The sequence below is a fragment of the Ruegeria sp. YTSC230 genome (assembly GCF_059609665.1).
This window is the reverse complement of the sequence record NZ_JBXWMC010000003.1, coordinates 71330-86621: the sequence shown is the minus strand read 5'-3', so window position 1 is coordinate 86621 and position 15292 is coordinate 71330. Positions and strand designations below refer to the sequence as shown.

Genomic DNA, 15292 nt, shown 5'->3' with positions numbered 1-15292 from the left:
ATTTTATCCGATCAATCGTCGTCCTCTTCGAGTTCGATGGCAGTTACCATGCCGTCCGTCTCGGACAAGACCAATTCAGTTTCTACGCCATCTTTGATGAGTTCAACCTCGATCTGGCCATCTTCGAATTCGATCTCTTCGATCTCGTATCCCTGCGCCTCCAGGGCCGTGCGGATATCGGACTCGGTGGTGCCCAGTTTGTCGCCCAGCCCGACATTGGCCAGTGCAAGAACCGGCGCTGTTGCAATCAATCCGGTCAGTGTCAGCAGTTTCAAGGTTTCCATTTTGCATCTCCTTTTTGCGTTGTGGCGATGTTGTGAAACTGGGAACAGGGCGCGTGCGCTGCGATTGGCTTTTGGTTGAAACGCAAGGAATTGGACCAAGGTTTATCCCGGTAAAATGCGGTTTCAGGCCGCCTGGTTCTGCATTTGCCCGAATTGTGTTAGGTTTAGAGGGGGGAATTCTACAGGCATGTAACCAAGACGTCGGGCGTTCAGGCTGTGTAAAACAGGAGAAGACGATGGCATTCACAGATTGGTACGTTGAAGGCGATGCATTCGGGAACTGCAATTGCGGCTATGCCTGCCCTTGCCAGTTTGAGGAGCTACCAACCCACGGAAATTGTCGCGGCTTTGAGGTGCTAGAAGTTTCGAAAGGGCATTTTGGCGACACCAACCTTGCCGGTACAAAGGCTGCGCTGATTTATGCCTGGCCCGGCCCGATCTTTGAGGGCGGCGGTCAGATGCAGGTGATCATCGACCCAAGCGCCTCGGACGCGCAACGGGCCGCATTGGAAAAGGTCTTTCACGGGGAAGAGACCGAGGAAATGGCAACCCATTGGCATGTCTTCCGCACGATGTGCGACACCGTTCACGAGACCCTGTATGTGCCGATTGATTTTGAGATGGACATGGAGGGGCGCACTGCCAAAGTCTCAATCGGTGAGGTGCTGAGCTCAACTGGCCGTCCTATCGAGGCCCCACATGGCGGTGGTCCGCATCGCGTTCGGATCGACATTCCCGGTGGTATCGAATTTACCCTGGCCGAGATAGGCAGCGCCTCAACCAAGGCAGATGCGGCGATCCAACTGGATTTGAACGACAGTTATGGGCAGTGGCATGTGATGAAACACGGGCCGTCTGGCGTGGCGAATTGACAAATACGACAATCGGGCATGCCTAAACCAAACCTGAACCTATAGGCTCATAGAAAACCCGAAAGTGGACTTAGGCAGAGTGTTCCGCTGCGTAGGTGGTGTCACCTTTTTTCGGAAAAATCATTGGGACCGACAGGTCTGACCGAAGAAGGCGGACTTCGTAGGGTTTGAGGACTGGCAGAGCGGTCTCGCCATAACCCGTTTTGCTGCACATAAGTTCAGGGAACAGTTCAAACAGCTCGCGTTTGGTGGCCGTGGCCATTGCGCTCATTGTGGTGTCGCCGGGGAAAAAGGACTCGGACCAGACGCCTTCGACATTCACCAGCTCATGTTTGTCGAACAATATATGGATGTATTCGACCCCTTGTTCCGGAGGGAGTTGTTCGATGCCCTGACCGTCGACCATGCCTTTGGCTGGGGCCAGCATTACAGTATCAAAGTAATACAGCTCCATAACAGCAGAGGTTACAGCAATCCGATGCTGGGGAGAGACCAGAAGATCCCGACTGGGACAACCTTCGGTAAAGCGGCCGGCGCGGATACGAACCGGGCAAAGGTGCGGATCACGTTTCAACTCTTGCGCAGATAGCTGGCGCCGGCCAATCCAGCGCACCGGCTGCGCACTGCCATCTGCCGTGATCACTTCGTCTCCGGGTTCCAGTGTTTCAATTAGGCGTCGACCTGACGGCGTAAGGATCAGGGACCCGGAAGTAAAGCAAACGAAAGTTGGAAGTGTATCGTAGACCGAAGGCGACGCAGGGTTTTGCGTCAGTGTGTTGCCTGACAGAACATCGTTGACTGCAACCTGACCGGATGTGACAACGATGTACTGAGTTCCTTGCCATTGCAGCAAAGTAAAAGTAACTGGCGATCCGCCGACATTGGCGGTGTAATTCTCAAAAACCTGGAAATCTTCGGAAGTATTCAACCCAGCGATGCCGCTCACATCAAATTGCTGGCTGCCATCGGCGTCCGGGTTTTCAAGTTGGTTGTCATTGTCGGTAATTGCCACCTGAAAGGCGTTCGTGACGGTGACATTCGGATTACCAAGCGGATCGGCGCTTACTTGATATAGTGTAAAAAAATTCATGGATTAACGATGCCCCTGAAATTGAAACACTCATCTTCATCCCCACTATAATACACGCAATGCGTGTATTATATAAGGTGCTGATTTCTTTTTTCGGGACCTATGGCACCAATGGCAGAGTGAGGCGGGTTAAGTAAGTCCAGAGCATCTGACCTAACCAGAAGGCGCAAAGACAAAAAAAGGCCCCGGTCAATCACCGGGGCCTTTCTGCATTCAAAGAGGGGCAGATTACTCTGCGCTTTCCTCTTTCTTTTCTTTCTTCTCGGGAACGATCTCTTCGCCGGTTTCCTGATCGACCACTTTCATCGACAGACGGACCTTGCCGCGATCGTCAAAGCCCAGCAGCTTGACCTTTACTTCCTGACCTTCCTTCAGAACGTCCGACGGATGGTTCAGGCGGCGGTTTTCGATCTGGGACACGTGGACCAGACCGTCGCGCTTGCCAAAGAAGTTCACGAAGGCTCCGAAGTCGACGATCTTCACGACCTTACCGGTGTAAACCTGACCTTCTTCCGGCTCAGCGACGATCGAGTGAATCATCTCATAGGCCTTCTTGATCGATTCACCATCAGGCGAGGCGATCTTGATGACGCCGTCGTCGTTGATGTCGACCTTGGCGCCCGAAACTTCGACGATCTCGCGGATAACCTTACCGCCCGAGCCGATCACTTCACGGATCTTGTCGGTCGGGATGTTCATGGTCTCGATGCGCGGGGCGTGGACCGAGAAATCGTTGGTCTCGGACAGGGCTTTGCCCATCTCGCTCAGGATATGCATCCGGCCGTCCTTGGCTTGCGCCAGGGCTTTCTCCATGATCTCAGGCGTGATGCCTGCGACCTTGATGTCCATCTGCAGCGAGGTGATGCCGTTTTCGGTACCCGCAACCTTGAAGTCCATGTCGCCCAGATGGTCTTCGTCACCCAGAATGTCCGACAGGATGGCGTATTCGCCGTCATCTTCCAGGATCAGACCCATGGCCACACCGGCAACCGGTGCTTTCAGCGGAACACCCGCATCCATCATCGACAGCGAACCGCCGCAAACAGACGCCATCGAGCTGGAGCCGTTGGATTCGGTAATCTCCGACACGATACGGATCGTGTAGGGGAAGTCGGTCGCCGCAGGCAGAACCGCCTGCAACGCGCGCCATGCCAGCTTGCCGTGGCCGATCTCACGACGGCCCGGGCCACCCACGCGGCCAACTTCACCAACCGAATACGGAGGGAAGTTGTAGTGCAGCAGGAAATTCGATTTGAAGTTGCCGTGCAGCGCGTCGATGAACTGTTCGTCATCACCGGTGCCCAGCGTGGTTACGGCCAGCGCCTGAGTTTCGCCACGGGTGAACAGGGCGGAACCGTGCGTCCGGGGCAGCATCGAGGTTTCTGCAACGATTCCACGGATATCGGTGGTCGAACGACCGTCGATCCGCTTGCCGCCTTTGACGACGTCGCCGCGCAGAATGCCAGCTTCCAGCTTCTTCATTGCGGAACCGAGGTTGCCGTCTTCCAGCTGCTCTTCGGTCAGCGCTGCTTTGATTGCTTCACGCGCAGCGGCAACAGCGGCGGTGCGCTCTTGCTTGTCGGTGATCGCGAAAGCGGCGCGCATCTGCTCTTCACCGGCAGCTTTGACTGCGGCTGACAGCTCCGAGTAGTCGGGTGCCTGGAAGTCGAACGGCTCTTTCGCGGCGTCTTCGGCCAGCGCGATGATCAGGTCGATGACCGGCTGAATCTGCTCATGTGCGAATTTGACCGCACCCAGCATTTCGGCCTCGGACAGCTCGTACGCTTCCGATTCAACCATCATCACGGCGTCTTTGGTGCCGGCAACAACCAGATCCAGACGCTGTTCAGGGTTCAGGCGCAGGTCCTGCATGTCGTCAACAGTCGGGTTCAGAACGTATTCACCGTCCTCAAAACCAACGCGGGCACCAGCGATCGGACCCATGAACGGCGCGCCGGAAATAGTCAGCGCAGCCGAGGCAGCGATCATCGCAACCATGTCGGGGTCGTTGACTAGATCGTGGGACAGCACGGTGCACATCACCAGAACTTCGTTTTTGAAGCCGTCAACGAACAGCGGGCGGATCGGACGGTCGATCAGACGCGCGGTCAGCGTCTCTTTTTCGGTCGGGCGCGCCTCGCGCTTGAAGAAGCCACCCGGAACTTTGCCGGCGGCATAATATTTTTCCTGATAATGGACGGTCAGAGGGAAAAAGTCCTGACCCGGTTTTTGCGCCCGCGCAAAGGTCACGTTCGCCATTACGCTGGTTTCGCCCAGTGTCGCGATCACGCTGCCGTCAGCCTGACGGGCAACCTTGCCGGTTTCCAGTGTGAGCGTCTCTTCGCCCCACTGCATAGATTTTTTCGTTACATCAAACATATGCGTATCCTAGATGGGAGCACTCCCGCCCCTGCGGGTCTCCCGTTTGCATGGCGGCCCCATTGCCGCCGATCCCATTTTAGCTTTCGTCTGAGTGCCGGGATCAGGGCACAACGTCTCAGATACCGCGCGCATACATGAGATTGGGGCGGATTGAAAGAGGTCTCGCTTACAGCAGGGTTCCCGCCGGAATTCAGAAAGAACGCTCGCGCGACTTTCGCAATGCCCGCAAATCCGTTGCTGTTTCCAGATCCGGGGACGGGGCAGCCACGGCTACTGTGTCATCCCCTTCGAATTTCAAAAACGCCAGAGCACACACCGACCAGAGCCACGAATTCAGCCATAGCAAAGCCCCACCTGCGGCGGCTCCCCTAAGAATGATTTCAAGATCGAAATTTGGCAAACTCTGTACCGTCAGGATCGAGATTACCGACATAAGGATCGGAAGCAGGGCGTAAAAAGCTGTGTAGAAGCCAAAATAGAGCTGCAGGAAGATCGAAACGAAGAAGACGCAGAACAGCGGTATGAAACTACGCCCCAGCCCATTGAAGAAGGCGTGGCTCGGCGCGCGGTGCCCGGCGGATTGTGCGGCGCTGGCTATCGGTACGGCCATGATCGCGTAGAACGCAGCCCATACAAAGCACATCACGATCAGACTGCTACCTCCGGCAAGCAGGCCAAAAGCGCCCAGAGCCGGCTTGGGAACGTTCTGGAAAGCGGCCCAAGATATCGGTTCCCCGATCTGCCACAGGGCATATGCAATGCCCGATACAGCCACAATCAGTTTCAGAACCCATAGTACAGCAGCAAAAAACAACCCGTACATTACCGAATACAAGGCCATGGCCCTGTAATCCGTGTGTCGCTTATCCCCTTTCAGCGCAAGCGCTGTGCGTATTCCGAAAAGGGTGAAAAAAGCGGTTGTGACCGGTCCGCTAATGTAATTGGCCATCCCGAGGGTGAAAATACCCAGAACTGTCCAAACAACAGCTGAGGCGAGGCTAATCACAAGAACGGGGACGATCATGTGCAGCATCACGCGCATCGACAGTAGAAGAGAGTTGAAGATAAGCGTCATAGGGCAGGGCCTGTTAATAGAGCGAAAGTATCAAAGCGCGAAAACTACCTGAAGGCGATTAGTTTTCAAGGGGTGAGTGCAACGCAATTGCATTCACTAACAGGAATGCGTTTGGTGAAATTATGTCGTCAGTGTAAGCTGTTATCACGAAGCCCGCGGTCGAATTGACGGAGAAACGCCAAGGGACAAAATCTCGTTTCCGTCCGCTGGTCGAATACCTTGGCGTTTGCACTTAGCGAACAGAAGGGCAGACGAATGGCACAAACCAAGAAAATGCTGGATCCGGACCCCCGGATTTATGACTTCGAGACCGAATACGAGCTTGGGCAAGACAACGTCCGGCCATTCGGTTTGGACATCCACAACCCGGTCTTTTTGATCTCGAGCATCCTGATCTTTGCGTTCGTTCTGATCGCTTTGGCCAACCAAGAAGGTACCGCGGCACTGTTTGGCTGGCTACGACCATGGCTCACCAGCACGTTTGACTGGTTCCTGGTCCTGTCGGTCGATGCAATCACGCTGTTCTGTCTTGTTCTGATCGTGTTGCCGGTTGGCAAGGTGCGGATCGGTGGCAAGGACGCAAAGCCCGACTATTCCTATGCCGGATGGATTGCGATGATGTTCGCGGCTGGTATCGGCATCGGGCTGTTGTTCTTTGGAGTGATGGAGCCCGTCTATTACAATTTTGCCGAAGACGGCAACGCGGTGCCACTGGGCATCGACATCGCGGTTCCGGGCAATGAATATGCTGGAGTTGTCGGTACAATCCATCACTGGGGGCTGGAAGGCTGGGCGGTCTATGCCGCTGTTGGTCTAAGCCTGGCCATCTTTGCCTATAACCTTGATCTTCCCTTGACCCTGCGATCGGCTTTCTACCCGATCCTAGGCGAACGTGTCTGGGGTTGGTGGGGCCATATCATCGACACTCTGGCGGTGTTTGCGACGCTATTTGGCCTGACCACCTCGCTGGGTCTTGGCGCGCAGCAGGTTGCGGCGGGCCTGAACGAAGTGTTTGGTATCGAACCCAGTCCAACCGTCACAGTGCTTCTGATCATCGGCATCACGTTGATCGCGTTGGGCTCGGTCCTGATGGGGATGGATGCTGGCGTCAAACGGTTGAGCGAAATCAACATGATCATGGCCGTGGGCCTGTTTATCTTCGTGATTGTTGTTACTGGCGTCGGCACGGCCATCGCACGGTATTTCAACGTGATGGTGGATTATGTGTACCACCTGCCGGCGCTGTCGAACCCGTTCGGACGCGAAGACACCAGTTACTTCCACGGCTGGACGACCTTCTATTGGGCATGGTGGATCGCATGGTCGCCCTTTGTGGGCATGTTCATCGCCCGCATCTCAAAAGGTCGCACAGTGCGCGAGTTCATCCTTTGCGCCCTGCTGGCACCGACGGCTGTTTGTGCCTTGTGGATGTCGACCTTTGGCGGTGCCGCCATCGACATGTTGAACGCAGGTGGAGCGGAAGGTGTACGTGCCACAGTGATCGACAGCTACGCCCCTGAAGGTGCGCTGTTCGGATTCCTCAAGGAGCTGCCGCTTTACGGTATTGTTGCGCCAATCGCCCTGGTTCTGATTGTGGTGTTCTTTGTTACCTCGTCGGATTCTGGTTCGCTGGTGATCGATACGATTACTGCGGGTGGCAAGATGGACGCACCGGTGGTTCAGCGGGTGTTCTGGTGCACTTTGGAAGGTCTGGTCGCCATTGCGCTGTTGCTTGGCGGGGGCCTCTCTGCACTGCAAGGTGCTGCGGTTTCCACAGGTATCCCGTTCACCTTGGTGGTTCTGATCATGTGCTACTGCTTGTGGCTGGCGCTGAAATCAGAAAAAGCCAAGATGTAGGGGCTTGATCTGATACATTCCGGACGCCCGCCTTTTGGCGGGCGTTCTTTTGTCGCCGGACAACCGAAAAAGCCCGGATACTTCGCGGACAAAAAGCAAGGCGAAGGCTAAAGGCCCTGTAGCTTAGACTTCCGCGACACTCACTGCAGTTTCGAGCGCTTGATCAAGACTGTTCGCCACCTGATCCACGTCGTCCAACGACAAACACAGCGGTGGCACCATCCGCAGGCATTGTTGAAACGGACCGGACTTTGACAGGATAATTCCTTGTGCGCGGCAGGCTTCGAAAACCTCTGTGGTCATGTCCTTGTCCGGCGTTTTGCTATCCCGGTCTTTCACGAATTCCAGCGCAAGCATAAGGCCCTTCCCGCGAACATCGCCGATGACCTGATACTTGTCTTTCAAGCCATGCAGCCTTTCCAGCAAGGCGGCCCCCACAACACGGGCGTTTTCCTGCAACCCTTCGTCCCGCATGACCGCAAGAACCGCACGGGCTGCCGCAGCCGAGGTCGGGTTGGCACCATAGGTGTGGAACATAAACCTCTCTGCCATGGGTTCGGCGATATGCTTCTTGGCCACAACCGCCCCGATCGGGAAGCCATTTCCAAGACCTTTTGCCATGACGCCGATGTCGGGCACGACGCCGTCCGCTTCAAACCCCCAGAAGTTTTCGCCAGTGCGGCCAAAGCCGGATTGTACCTCATCCGCGATATAGAGACCTCCTGCCGCGCGCACGCGTTCGGCTGCGCCGGACATATAACCGGGCGGCATTTCGATGATGCCGCCATAGCCCTGCACGCTTTCGACAAAGATGCCCGCCACATTGCCGGATGTGGCTGTGGCGATTGTGCGATCGATCTCATCCAGATAGGGCTGCGTGCCCGGCCCAAAGATACCGCGGTATTGGTTGGGTTCAGGCACAAACGCCACATTGCCGGGCATGCCCGGGTGACGCCAGCCCGAGATACCGGTGATCGACTGGGCTGCTGCCGTTGGCCCGTGATAAGCGGTGCGCAAGGCAAGCAAATCCAGATTGCCGGTATAAGTGCGCGCCATGGTCATCGCCAGATCAACCGCCTCGGACCCTGAGTTGGTCAGATGTACCACCCAGTCATGTCCTTTGGGCATCGTCGCGGCTAATTCTTCGGCCAGATGCGCAGGTGTCGGGTGATAGAACATTGTCGTGCAATGGGTCAGTTCTTGCGCTTGCGCGGTCGCCGCTGCCACCACGCGCGGATGCGAATGTCCGACCGAGATACAGACATTCATGCCCAACATATCAGTGTATTTCCGCCCCTCCGTATCCCAAAGGTATTGGCCCTGACCTTTCTTGAAAACGATCGGTTCGCGAAACGGGGTAAAGCGCGTCAGCGAGGCGGCATAATACTGGTCCCGTCGCGCGGCTGTTTTCGAGAAGTTCCAGTCGGTGTGAAGGGGGTGGTCGGTCATTTGGAACCTCCGGTTTTCAGGCGTGAGTTATCGGGGTCAAAGGGGGGCTCAGGCAGGATCGTTGCCGGACGATGCTGGCCCAGTATTGAGATGGTCAGCCTCTCGCGCGCGGTCGGGTCGCGCAGATAGGCCAAGGTCAGAACTTTCCCGGTCCGGTGGCCATATGCACCCGAGGAGGCGATCCCCACCGGCAGTTCGTCTTTCCAGATCGTGTGCGCGTAGAACGGATCTATCTCGCCGGCCTCGACCTCAAGCAGCACCATGTCCCACGGGTTGTCTCGGGCTAGCCTGTCACGCAGGTCCTTTCTGACAAATGAAGATAGGCCAGCCTCAAGCGGGCTGCGTTCGGTCGTTAGGTCACTGCCCCAGCCGCGATAACCCTTTTCGAGGCGCATGGAGTTTGCGGCATAGGCCCCGTAGAATCCCAGACCATGAGGTTTGGCGATCTCTTCAAGCGTCATGAAAAGTTGCACGGCATGTTCTTTAGCCACGTGCAGTTCCCAACCGCATTCGCCCAGATAGGACACTCGCAAGGCGCGCAGGGGAAACCCCGCTACATGGATCTCTTGCGCGGTGAGCCATGGCATATGGTTCAACTCGGGCAACACATCGGCGGATTTGGGCCCCATGACGCCGATAACTGCCAGATCCTCGGTGACGTTTCGAACGGTGACGTCAAAGCCTTTGGCAACCTGCGTCAGAAGATTATAGTCGATCTGCTCGGCTGCGGCAGCGCTGGTCAGATAGGCGTGACCCTCGGCCAAGCGGGTGACGGTGAATTCCGACAGCACACCACCTGCAGGGGTCAGTGCATGGGTCAGGCCGATCCGGCCCTGCGGGGTCGCGCGGTTTGCGCCTAATGCTTGCAGGAAGGCCGCAACATCGGGGCCGGTAACGTCGAATTTTGAAAACACCGACAGGTCCGCCATGGCGACGCGGTTGTGCGCGGCCTCGACCTCTTGCGCCACGGGTTCAAACCAATTGGCGCGGCGGAAGGTTTCATCAGCGATTGCTCCGGGCGTGTTTGAGAACCAGTTCGGACGCTCCCACCCATAAGCCGCTCCCATCACCGCGCCAAGTTTGACCATCAGGTCGTGCAGCGGGGACGGCCGCAGGCCGCGCCCTGCGGGCCGTTCCTCATGCGGATAGTGCACGCCGAATTGCAGGCCGAAACACTCGACGGCTTTGGCAACCCGATAATCACGATCTGCCCAGGACCCAAAGCGGCGCGAGTCCACCGCCAGCGCATCCATCGGCGGCGCGCCGTGGGTCATCCAATGGGCCAGGAACCAACCTGCGCCACCACCTTCCATCACCCCCATGGACGAGCCAGTCAAAAGCCACGCGTTTTCCAGCCCGTGTGCAGGTCCGATCAATGGATTTCCATCCGGGGTGAAGGTAATCGGCCCGTTGATCACCGACTTGACGCCGCCGGTCTCCAGCGCGGGTATGCGCTCCATTGCGGCCAGTATGATGTGTTCCACACTATCGAGATCCGGCGGCATCAGGTCCGCGCCAAACTCCGGCGGCACACCATCAACGGACCAGACCTTGGCGTCCGTTTCATAAGGCCCCAGGATCAGCCCATCGCGCTCTTGCCGTACATACCAGCTTTCTTCAGGGTCGCGGATGATCGGCAGTTCGGGCAGACCCTCTTTGATCCGGGACGATACGGCCGCCACCGTGTCCGTCACCAGGTATTGGTGCAGCACCGGAACAGACGGGATGTTGAGTCCCATCATATGCCCGATTTCCCAGCCCCAGGTGCCTGCGGCGTTGACCACGTGGGTGGTTTCTATGATCTCCTTCGTAGTCTCAATCCGCCAATGATCCTGCTGACGCTCAATCGCGGTGACTGCGCAATTGCGTATGATCCGAGCTCCGCCACGCCGGGCAACCTCAGCCATTGCGTGGGTCGCCAGCGTAGGGTCTACATGGCCGTCATCAGGTTCATAGATCCCGCCGATCAGCCCATCCAGTTTGGCCAGAGGGAAGAGCTCGGCGATCCGGTCGGGCGTCAGGACCTCCAGCGGGTAGCCGGTGAATTCGGACAGACCGGCCACATGGCGGAACTCATCCATTCGGTCGGGGTTGCGGGTAATCCGCATCGCGCCAGAGCGGTGAAAGCCGCAATCGCGTCCGGTTTCCCGCGGAAGTATATCGCGGTAAAGCCGAACAGAGGTGGCGCGCAATTCCTGAATGGTGGGATTATGCGCGAAATGGGTGCACAGTCCCGCCGCGTGCCATGTCGAACCATGGGTCAGGTCGTTTTTCTCGACCAGCAGGACATCGGACCAGTCCGCCTTGATCAGATGATACATCAGCGACACGCCCATCGCGCCGCCACCGATGATGACAACCTGCGCCTTGATCATGCGCGCATCCTTTCGCCTGAGGGATCAAAGGGCGGACGTCGCAAGGGCTGCGCCAGATAGTCCTGCCCAGCAACCCGAACCGCGAAATTTCGATCGCATATCTGGGTCAACGTCTCGCCCGATTGGACCGCGACCATGGCAAAACACAGGTTCAGCCCCGTACGCGGCCCGCGCCCGCCCGAGGTTGTGAGCCCGACATGGATGCCGTTCTCGAACACCGGTTCGTCATGCAACATCAGGGCATTGCCGTGAACCTGCAGAAGGATCAGGCGCTGTTGCAAGCCGTTGGACTTTTGCTGTTCCAGCGCCGCTTTGCCCTGAAACTCCTTGGACCAGTCGATGGTGAACCCCAGACCGGCTTCCAGCGGAGTGATCTTGGGGCCAAGTTCATGCCCCCAGTGTTTGAAGCCCTTCTCCAACCGGCAGGCATCCACCGCATAGTGGCCCAGCGGGCGCGCGCCTGCCCCGTGCAGTGCAGCGAACAGTTGAGCGGCCTGAGCGTTGGGCATGGTCAATTCCCAGCCCAACTCTCCGACAAAGCTTACGCGCGTGGCGCGGCAAGTAATGCCTGCCAGTTTGACGGTGGCGGCATGGCCAAATGCCATTTCTGGAAGGCTGCCAAGACCCTGTAGCAGCGTCCGACTGCCACCTCCCATTACACCGATTGTGCAGAATGCTTCGGTCAAATCCTTTACAGACACATCGCCCTTCAAATGCCTGCGCAGGAACACCCGATCGCGCATCCGCGTGGCGGCGCCCGAGGTTAGATGAAACGCATCCCTACCCAACCGCGTGATGGTCACATCCATTTCGATCCCACCGCGCGCGTTAAGTATCTGCGTATAGACAGCCCGACCAATGGGCACGTCCATCTGCGCGGTTGTCAGGTGGTTCAATGCCTTCAGAGCATCCGGCCCGGTGATTTCCAGTTTGGTAAACGGGCTTAGGTCAATCAGCGCAGTGCCCTGATCCAAGACTGCCGCTTCGGCCTCAACCAGCGGCCACCACCCCTGATCTGTTGTCGAATAGGGCTGTGCCGGTCCGTAATACAGCCCGCGTTCCCAACCGGCCGTCAGGCCAAAATGCGCCCCAGCCTCAGCCCAGAAATCGTGCAGCGCTGTGGTGCGCAGACCTCGGCCCGACTTGGGCTGTTTATATGGCCAATGAAGGGCAAAGAGATCGGCAACCGCCTCTTCCATTCGGTCGGTCATATGTTCGGTGCTGGCTGTGTTCGGATCGACCCGGGCGACATCGACCTCCCACATGTCCATCGTGGGGTGGCCGTCGACCATCCAATCCGCCAGCGCCCGCCCAATCCCCGCCGAAGACATGACCCCGACCGAGTTCATACCCGCAGCCACAAACAATCCATCGACCGAGGTTTCACCAACAAGCGGCCTTGTGTCCGCGGTAAAGCTTTCCGGGCCATTCATGAAATGCTGAATGCCGACCGTTTCAAGGCTGGGGCACAGCTCTAATGCGGCCTCCATGAAAGGGGCAAATTGATTCCAATCCTCAGCCAGTTCAAGAAAGGGCCGGTCGCCTTCGGGGCCGTAGGCGTCCCAGCATTTCGCGTTGGGTTCAAAGCCGCCGATCACAAGCTTGCCCGCATCGCCCTTGATGTAGATGCCCCGGTCCAGATCTCGGATCACCGGGAACGGGTTGGGCAGGTCGGGCATGGGTTCGGTGACAACATACATGTGCTCGACCGCCTGTAATGGAAGCGCGACGCCAACATTGGCGGCCAGCTCACGCGACCAAGCGCCGGTGGCAAGAACGACCTGATCGGCGTCCAGTTCCGTCCCATCGGTCAGAGTTACACCCGTGATCCGCTTACCCTTTTTCCGCAGGGACTGAACCCCGGTGTGTTCGCGGATTGAAACGCCACGATCCCGTGCACCTTTGGCGTATGCCATGCACAAATCGACCGGATTCACATTGGCGTCTTGCGGCACATGCAGCGCACCGACATGGTTCCTCAGATCAAGGTGTGACAGGGGCACGTCCGAGGCCTCGATCATGCGTGGGGTCAATCCCAGCGTCTGGCCCAAATCCGCAATCCGGCGCAGCTCGTCCACGCGGGCAGGGTCGCGGGCCAGCCAATAGCCAGAGGTTTGGCGATATCCAGTGGACATGCCAGTCTCGGCCTCAAGGGTAGGAAAAACCTCAAGTGCGGCCATTGCCAATCGGGTCATGTTTGGCGTTGCGCGCAGCGGGCCGACAATCCCCGCCGCATGCCAGGACGTGCCCGAGGTCAGCTGATTGCGCTCCAGAACAGTGACGTCATTCGAACCGCGTTTGGCCAGGTGGTAGGCCAGGCTCAGACCAATAGCGCCACCTCCGATGATCAAGACACGGCTCATCAGAAGTAATCCTGATCTGGCTTCTCGGCCTTGCGCTGCGCGATATAGTCCTGCAGCGCGGCGTCGATGTTGGAGTTGAGGCCGGGATCTTGATATGCGTCAAGCCGCTCTTTCCAGATTGCATTGGCGCGGGCTGCGGCATCCAACTCTCCGGCCGCGTGCCATTGTTCGAATGAATTGTCATCCGGGGTCCAGGGCCGGAACAATGCGGACATGAAATTGGCCTGCGTATGCTCAGAGCCTAGGAAGTGCTGCCCCGGTCCAGTCGCGGCAATTGCCTCCATCGCCTGAGCATTCTCGCTCATGTCGATTCCATCGAAGAACCGTCCGACTTTGCCACACAGATCATGATCCAAGATCGTTTTTTCGAACGAGGTCACTAACCCACCTTCGAGCCATCCAGTTGCATGGTTGATCAGATTGGCACCCGCGAACATCGACATCATCAGGCCCCATGTAGCCTCTTGCTGGCTCTGAGCGTCCGGAACTTTTGAAGCGCTGAGCGTGCCAACCGTGTGCAGTGGCACCCCCAGCCTGCGGGCAAGCTGTCCGGCCGCCAAAACCATCAACCCGGCTTCGGGCGTACCAAAAGTGGGCGCACCGGATTTCATCGACATGGTTGAGGCAAAACTGCCCATCATGCAGGGTGCCCCGGGGTTTATCAGTTGGGTCAACGTCATCGCTGCCATGGTCTCGGCCAACACCTGAGCCAACGTTCCTGCCACGGTGGACGGCGACATGGCCCCGGTTAGAACCCAGGGGGTGCAAGCGACCGGTTGCCCGGCCCGGGCATAGGTTTTCAACGCGCCCGACATGTGACTGTCCATCACCAACGGCGCGTTTGTATTCGAGACACAATACAGGACGGCGTTTTCCGCCACGAAATCATCACCGAACACAATCCGTGCCATGTCGATTGCGTGGCCCGCGCGTTCGGCCCCGATAAAGGCCCCCATAAAGGCGCGGTCAGAGTGGCGAATATGACCATAAAGCATGTCGAGATGGCGTTTGTTGGCCGGTAAATCCACCGGTTCGCAGACCACGCCGCCCGAATGGTGCAGCCAGGGCAGGCTGTGATGCAGCTTGACCAGATCGACGAAGTCCTGATGCGAGGCATAGCGCCGCCCGCGGTCCAGATCGTGCACAAAGGGCGGACCCCAGGCCGGGCATAGCACGCTGGCGTTGCCGCCCAGCTGAACGTTGTTGGCCGGGTTTCGTGCATGTTGAACGAACTGAGCTGGCGCGGTTGCCATGATCGTTTTGCGGCAGAACCCCGGCGCGAACCGAACTCGAGAGCCGTCGACGTCACAGCCTTCATCGGCAAAAATGCTCAGGATTTCCGGGTCGTCCTGAAACTCCATCCCGGTTTCAGAAAGGATGGTATCTGCATTGGCCTCGATCTGTTGCAGGCCAGCCTCGCTGAGGACATTGAAGGTCGAAAGTTTGCGCAGAATGAACGGCGCGCGCGCCTCGGGAAGAGTGCGAGATCCAGCGGCCCTGCGGCGTCGAGATGAGCGCGAACGTGTCATGGTCAAAGCGTTGACC

General features: G+C 57.7%; 10 protein-coding genes. 2 read left to right on the top strand and 8 right to left on the bottom strand.

Annotated elements, in window-relative coordinates; all coding sequences use genetic code 11:
• Positions 1-11: 11 nt before the first annotated feature.
• Positions 12-284: a PepSY domain-containing protein gene (locus AC2FD9_RS07480; RefSeq protein ID WP_496836149.1), complete on the bottom strand. Its 273-nt coding sequence runs from the start codon at positions 282-284 to the stop codon at positions 12-14.
• Positions 285-520: 236 nt separating this feature from the next.
• Between AC2FD9_RS07480 and AC2FD9_RS07475 the strand changes: the two genes are divergently transcribed.
• Entirely contained in the window at positions 521-1156 is a 636-nt protein-coding gene (locus AC2FD9_RS07475) for a DUF1326 domain-containing protein (RefSeq protein ID WP_496836147.1), read from the top strand.
• 70 nt (positions 1157-1226) lie between these two features.
• Here the strand turns inward: AC2FD9_RS07475 and AC2FD9_RS07470 are convergent, their stop codons facing one another.
• From AC2FD9_RS07470 to AC2FD9_RS07460, 3 genes are all read right to left on the bottom strand, one after another.
• Positions 1227-2246 carry a Hint domain-containing protein gene (locus AC2FD9_RS07470; protein ID WP_496755352.1) on the bottom strand — a complete coding sequence of 340 codons (1020 nt, stop codon included), beginning with the start codon at positions 2244-2246 and terminating at the stop codon, positions 1227-1229.
• A gap of 228 nt (positions 2247-2474) precedes the next feature.
• Positions 2475-4625: a polyribonucleotide nucleotidyltransferase gene (pnp, locus tag AC2FD9_RS07465; protein WP_282119571.1), complete on the bottom strand. Its 2151-nt coding sequence runs from the start codon at positions 4623-4625 to the stop codon at positions 2475-2477.
• A 193-nt stretch (positions 4626-4818) separates the two neighbouring features.
• The gene (locus AC2FD9_RS07460) at positions 4819-5703 is read right to left on the bottom strand and encodes a hypothetical protein (RefSeq protein WP_496836145.1); all 885 of its coding nucleotides are present in this window, start codon (positions 5701-5703) and stop codon (positions 4819-4821) included.
• A gap of 255 nt (positions 5704-5958) precedes the next feature.
• On the opposite strand from AC2FD9_RS07460, the gene AC2FD9_RS07455 reads away from it, so the two are divergent.
• Complete coding sequence (locus tag AC2FD9_RS07455; protein WP_496705618.1) at positions 5959-7560, top strand: BCCT family transporter; 1602 nt, start codon at positions 5959-5961, stop codon at positions 7558-7560.
• Positions 7561-7683: 123 nt separating this feature from the next.
• On the opposite strand, the gene AC2FD9_RS07450 is transcribed toward AC2FD9_RS07455, so the two are convergent.
• The 4 genes from AC2FD9_RS07450 to AC2FD9_RS07435 are packed head-to-tail and all read right to left on the bottom strand — an operon-like array spanning position 7684 to position 15276.
• Positions 7684-9009 (bottom strand): aspartate aminotransferase family protein, encoded by a 1326-nt coding sequence (locus tag AC2FD9_RS07450; protein WP_496836143.1) that lies wholly within the window; start codon positions 9007-9009, stop codon positions 7684-7686.
• Positions 9006-11384 (bottom strand): GcvT family protein, encoded by a 2379-nt coding sequence (locus AC2FD9_RS07445; protein WP_496836141.1) that lies wholly within the window; start codon positions 11382-11384, stop codon positions 9006-9008. The genes AC2FD9_RS07450 and AC2FD9_RS07445 overlap by 4 nt, the downstream gene beginning before the upstream one ends.
• Positions 11381-13747, bottom strand: coding sequence for a GcvT family protein (locus tag AC2FD9_RS07440; RefSeq protein WP_496836140.1), 2367 nt, complete (start codon positions 13745-13747; stop codon positions 11381-11383). The genes AC2FD9_RS07445 and AC2FD9_RS07440 overlap by 4 nt, the downstream gene beginning before the upstream one ends.
• The gene (locus AC2FD9_RS07435; RefSeq protein ID WP_496836139.1) at positions 13747-15276 is read right to left on the bottom strand and encodes a trimethylamine methyltransferase family protein; all 1530 of its coding nucleotides are present in this window, start codon (positions 15274-15276) and stop codon (positions 13747-13749) included. Before AC2FD9_RS07435 ends, AC2FD9_RS07440 begins: the two co-directional genes overlap by 1 nt.
• Positions 15277-15292 lie beyond the last annotated feature (16 nt).

Bases quoted from the DNA above. Each gene is read 5' to 3' on its own strand.
- AC2FD9_RS07475 (WP_496836147.1), top strand. From the start codon at position 521: ATGGCATTCACAGATTGGTACGTTGAAGGCGATGCATTCGGGAACTGC.
- AC2FD9_RS07435 (WP_496836139.1), bottom strand. From the start codon at position 15,276: ATGACACGTTCGCGCTCATCTCGACGCCGCAGGGCCGCTGGATCTCGC.
- AC2FD9_RS07450 (WP_496836143.1), bottom strand. From the start codon at position 9,009: ATGACCGACCACCCCCTTCACACCGACTGGAACTTCTCGAAAACAGCC.
- pnp (WP_282119571.1), bottom strand. From the start codon at position 4,625: ATGTTTGATGTAACGAAAAAATCTATGCAGTGGGGCGAAGAGACGCTC.
- AC2FD9_RS07445 (WP_496836141.1), bottom strand. From the start codon at position 11,384: ATGATCAAGGCGCAGGTTGTCATCATCGGTGGCGGCGCGATGGGCGTG.
- AC2FD9_RS07470 (WP_496755352.1), bottom strand. From the start codon at position 2,246: ATGAATTTTTTTACACTATATCAAGTAAGCGCCGATCCGCTTGGTAAT.
- AC2FD9_RS07480 (WP_496836149.1), bottom strand. From the start codon at position 284: ATGGAAACCTTGAAACTGCTGACACTGACCGGATTGATTGCAACAGCG.
- AC2FD9_RS07440 (WP_496836140.1), bottom strand. From the start codon at position 13,747: ATGAGCCGTGTCTTGATCATCGGAGGTGGCGCTATTGGTCTGAGCCTG.
- AC2FD9_RS07455 (WP_496705618.1), top strand. From the start codon at position 5,959: ATGGCACAAACCAAGAAAATGCTGGATCCGGACCCCCGGATTTATGAC.
- AC2FD9_RS07460 (WP_496836145.1), bottom strand. From the start codon at position 5,703: ATGACGCTTATCTTCAACTCTCTTCTACTGTCGATGCGCGTGATGCTG.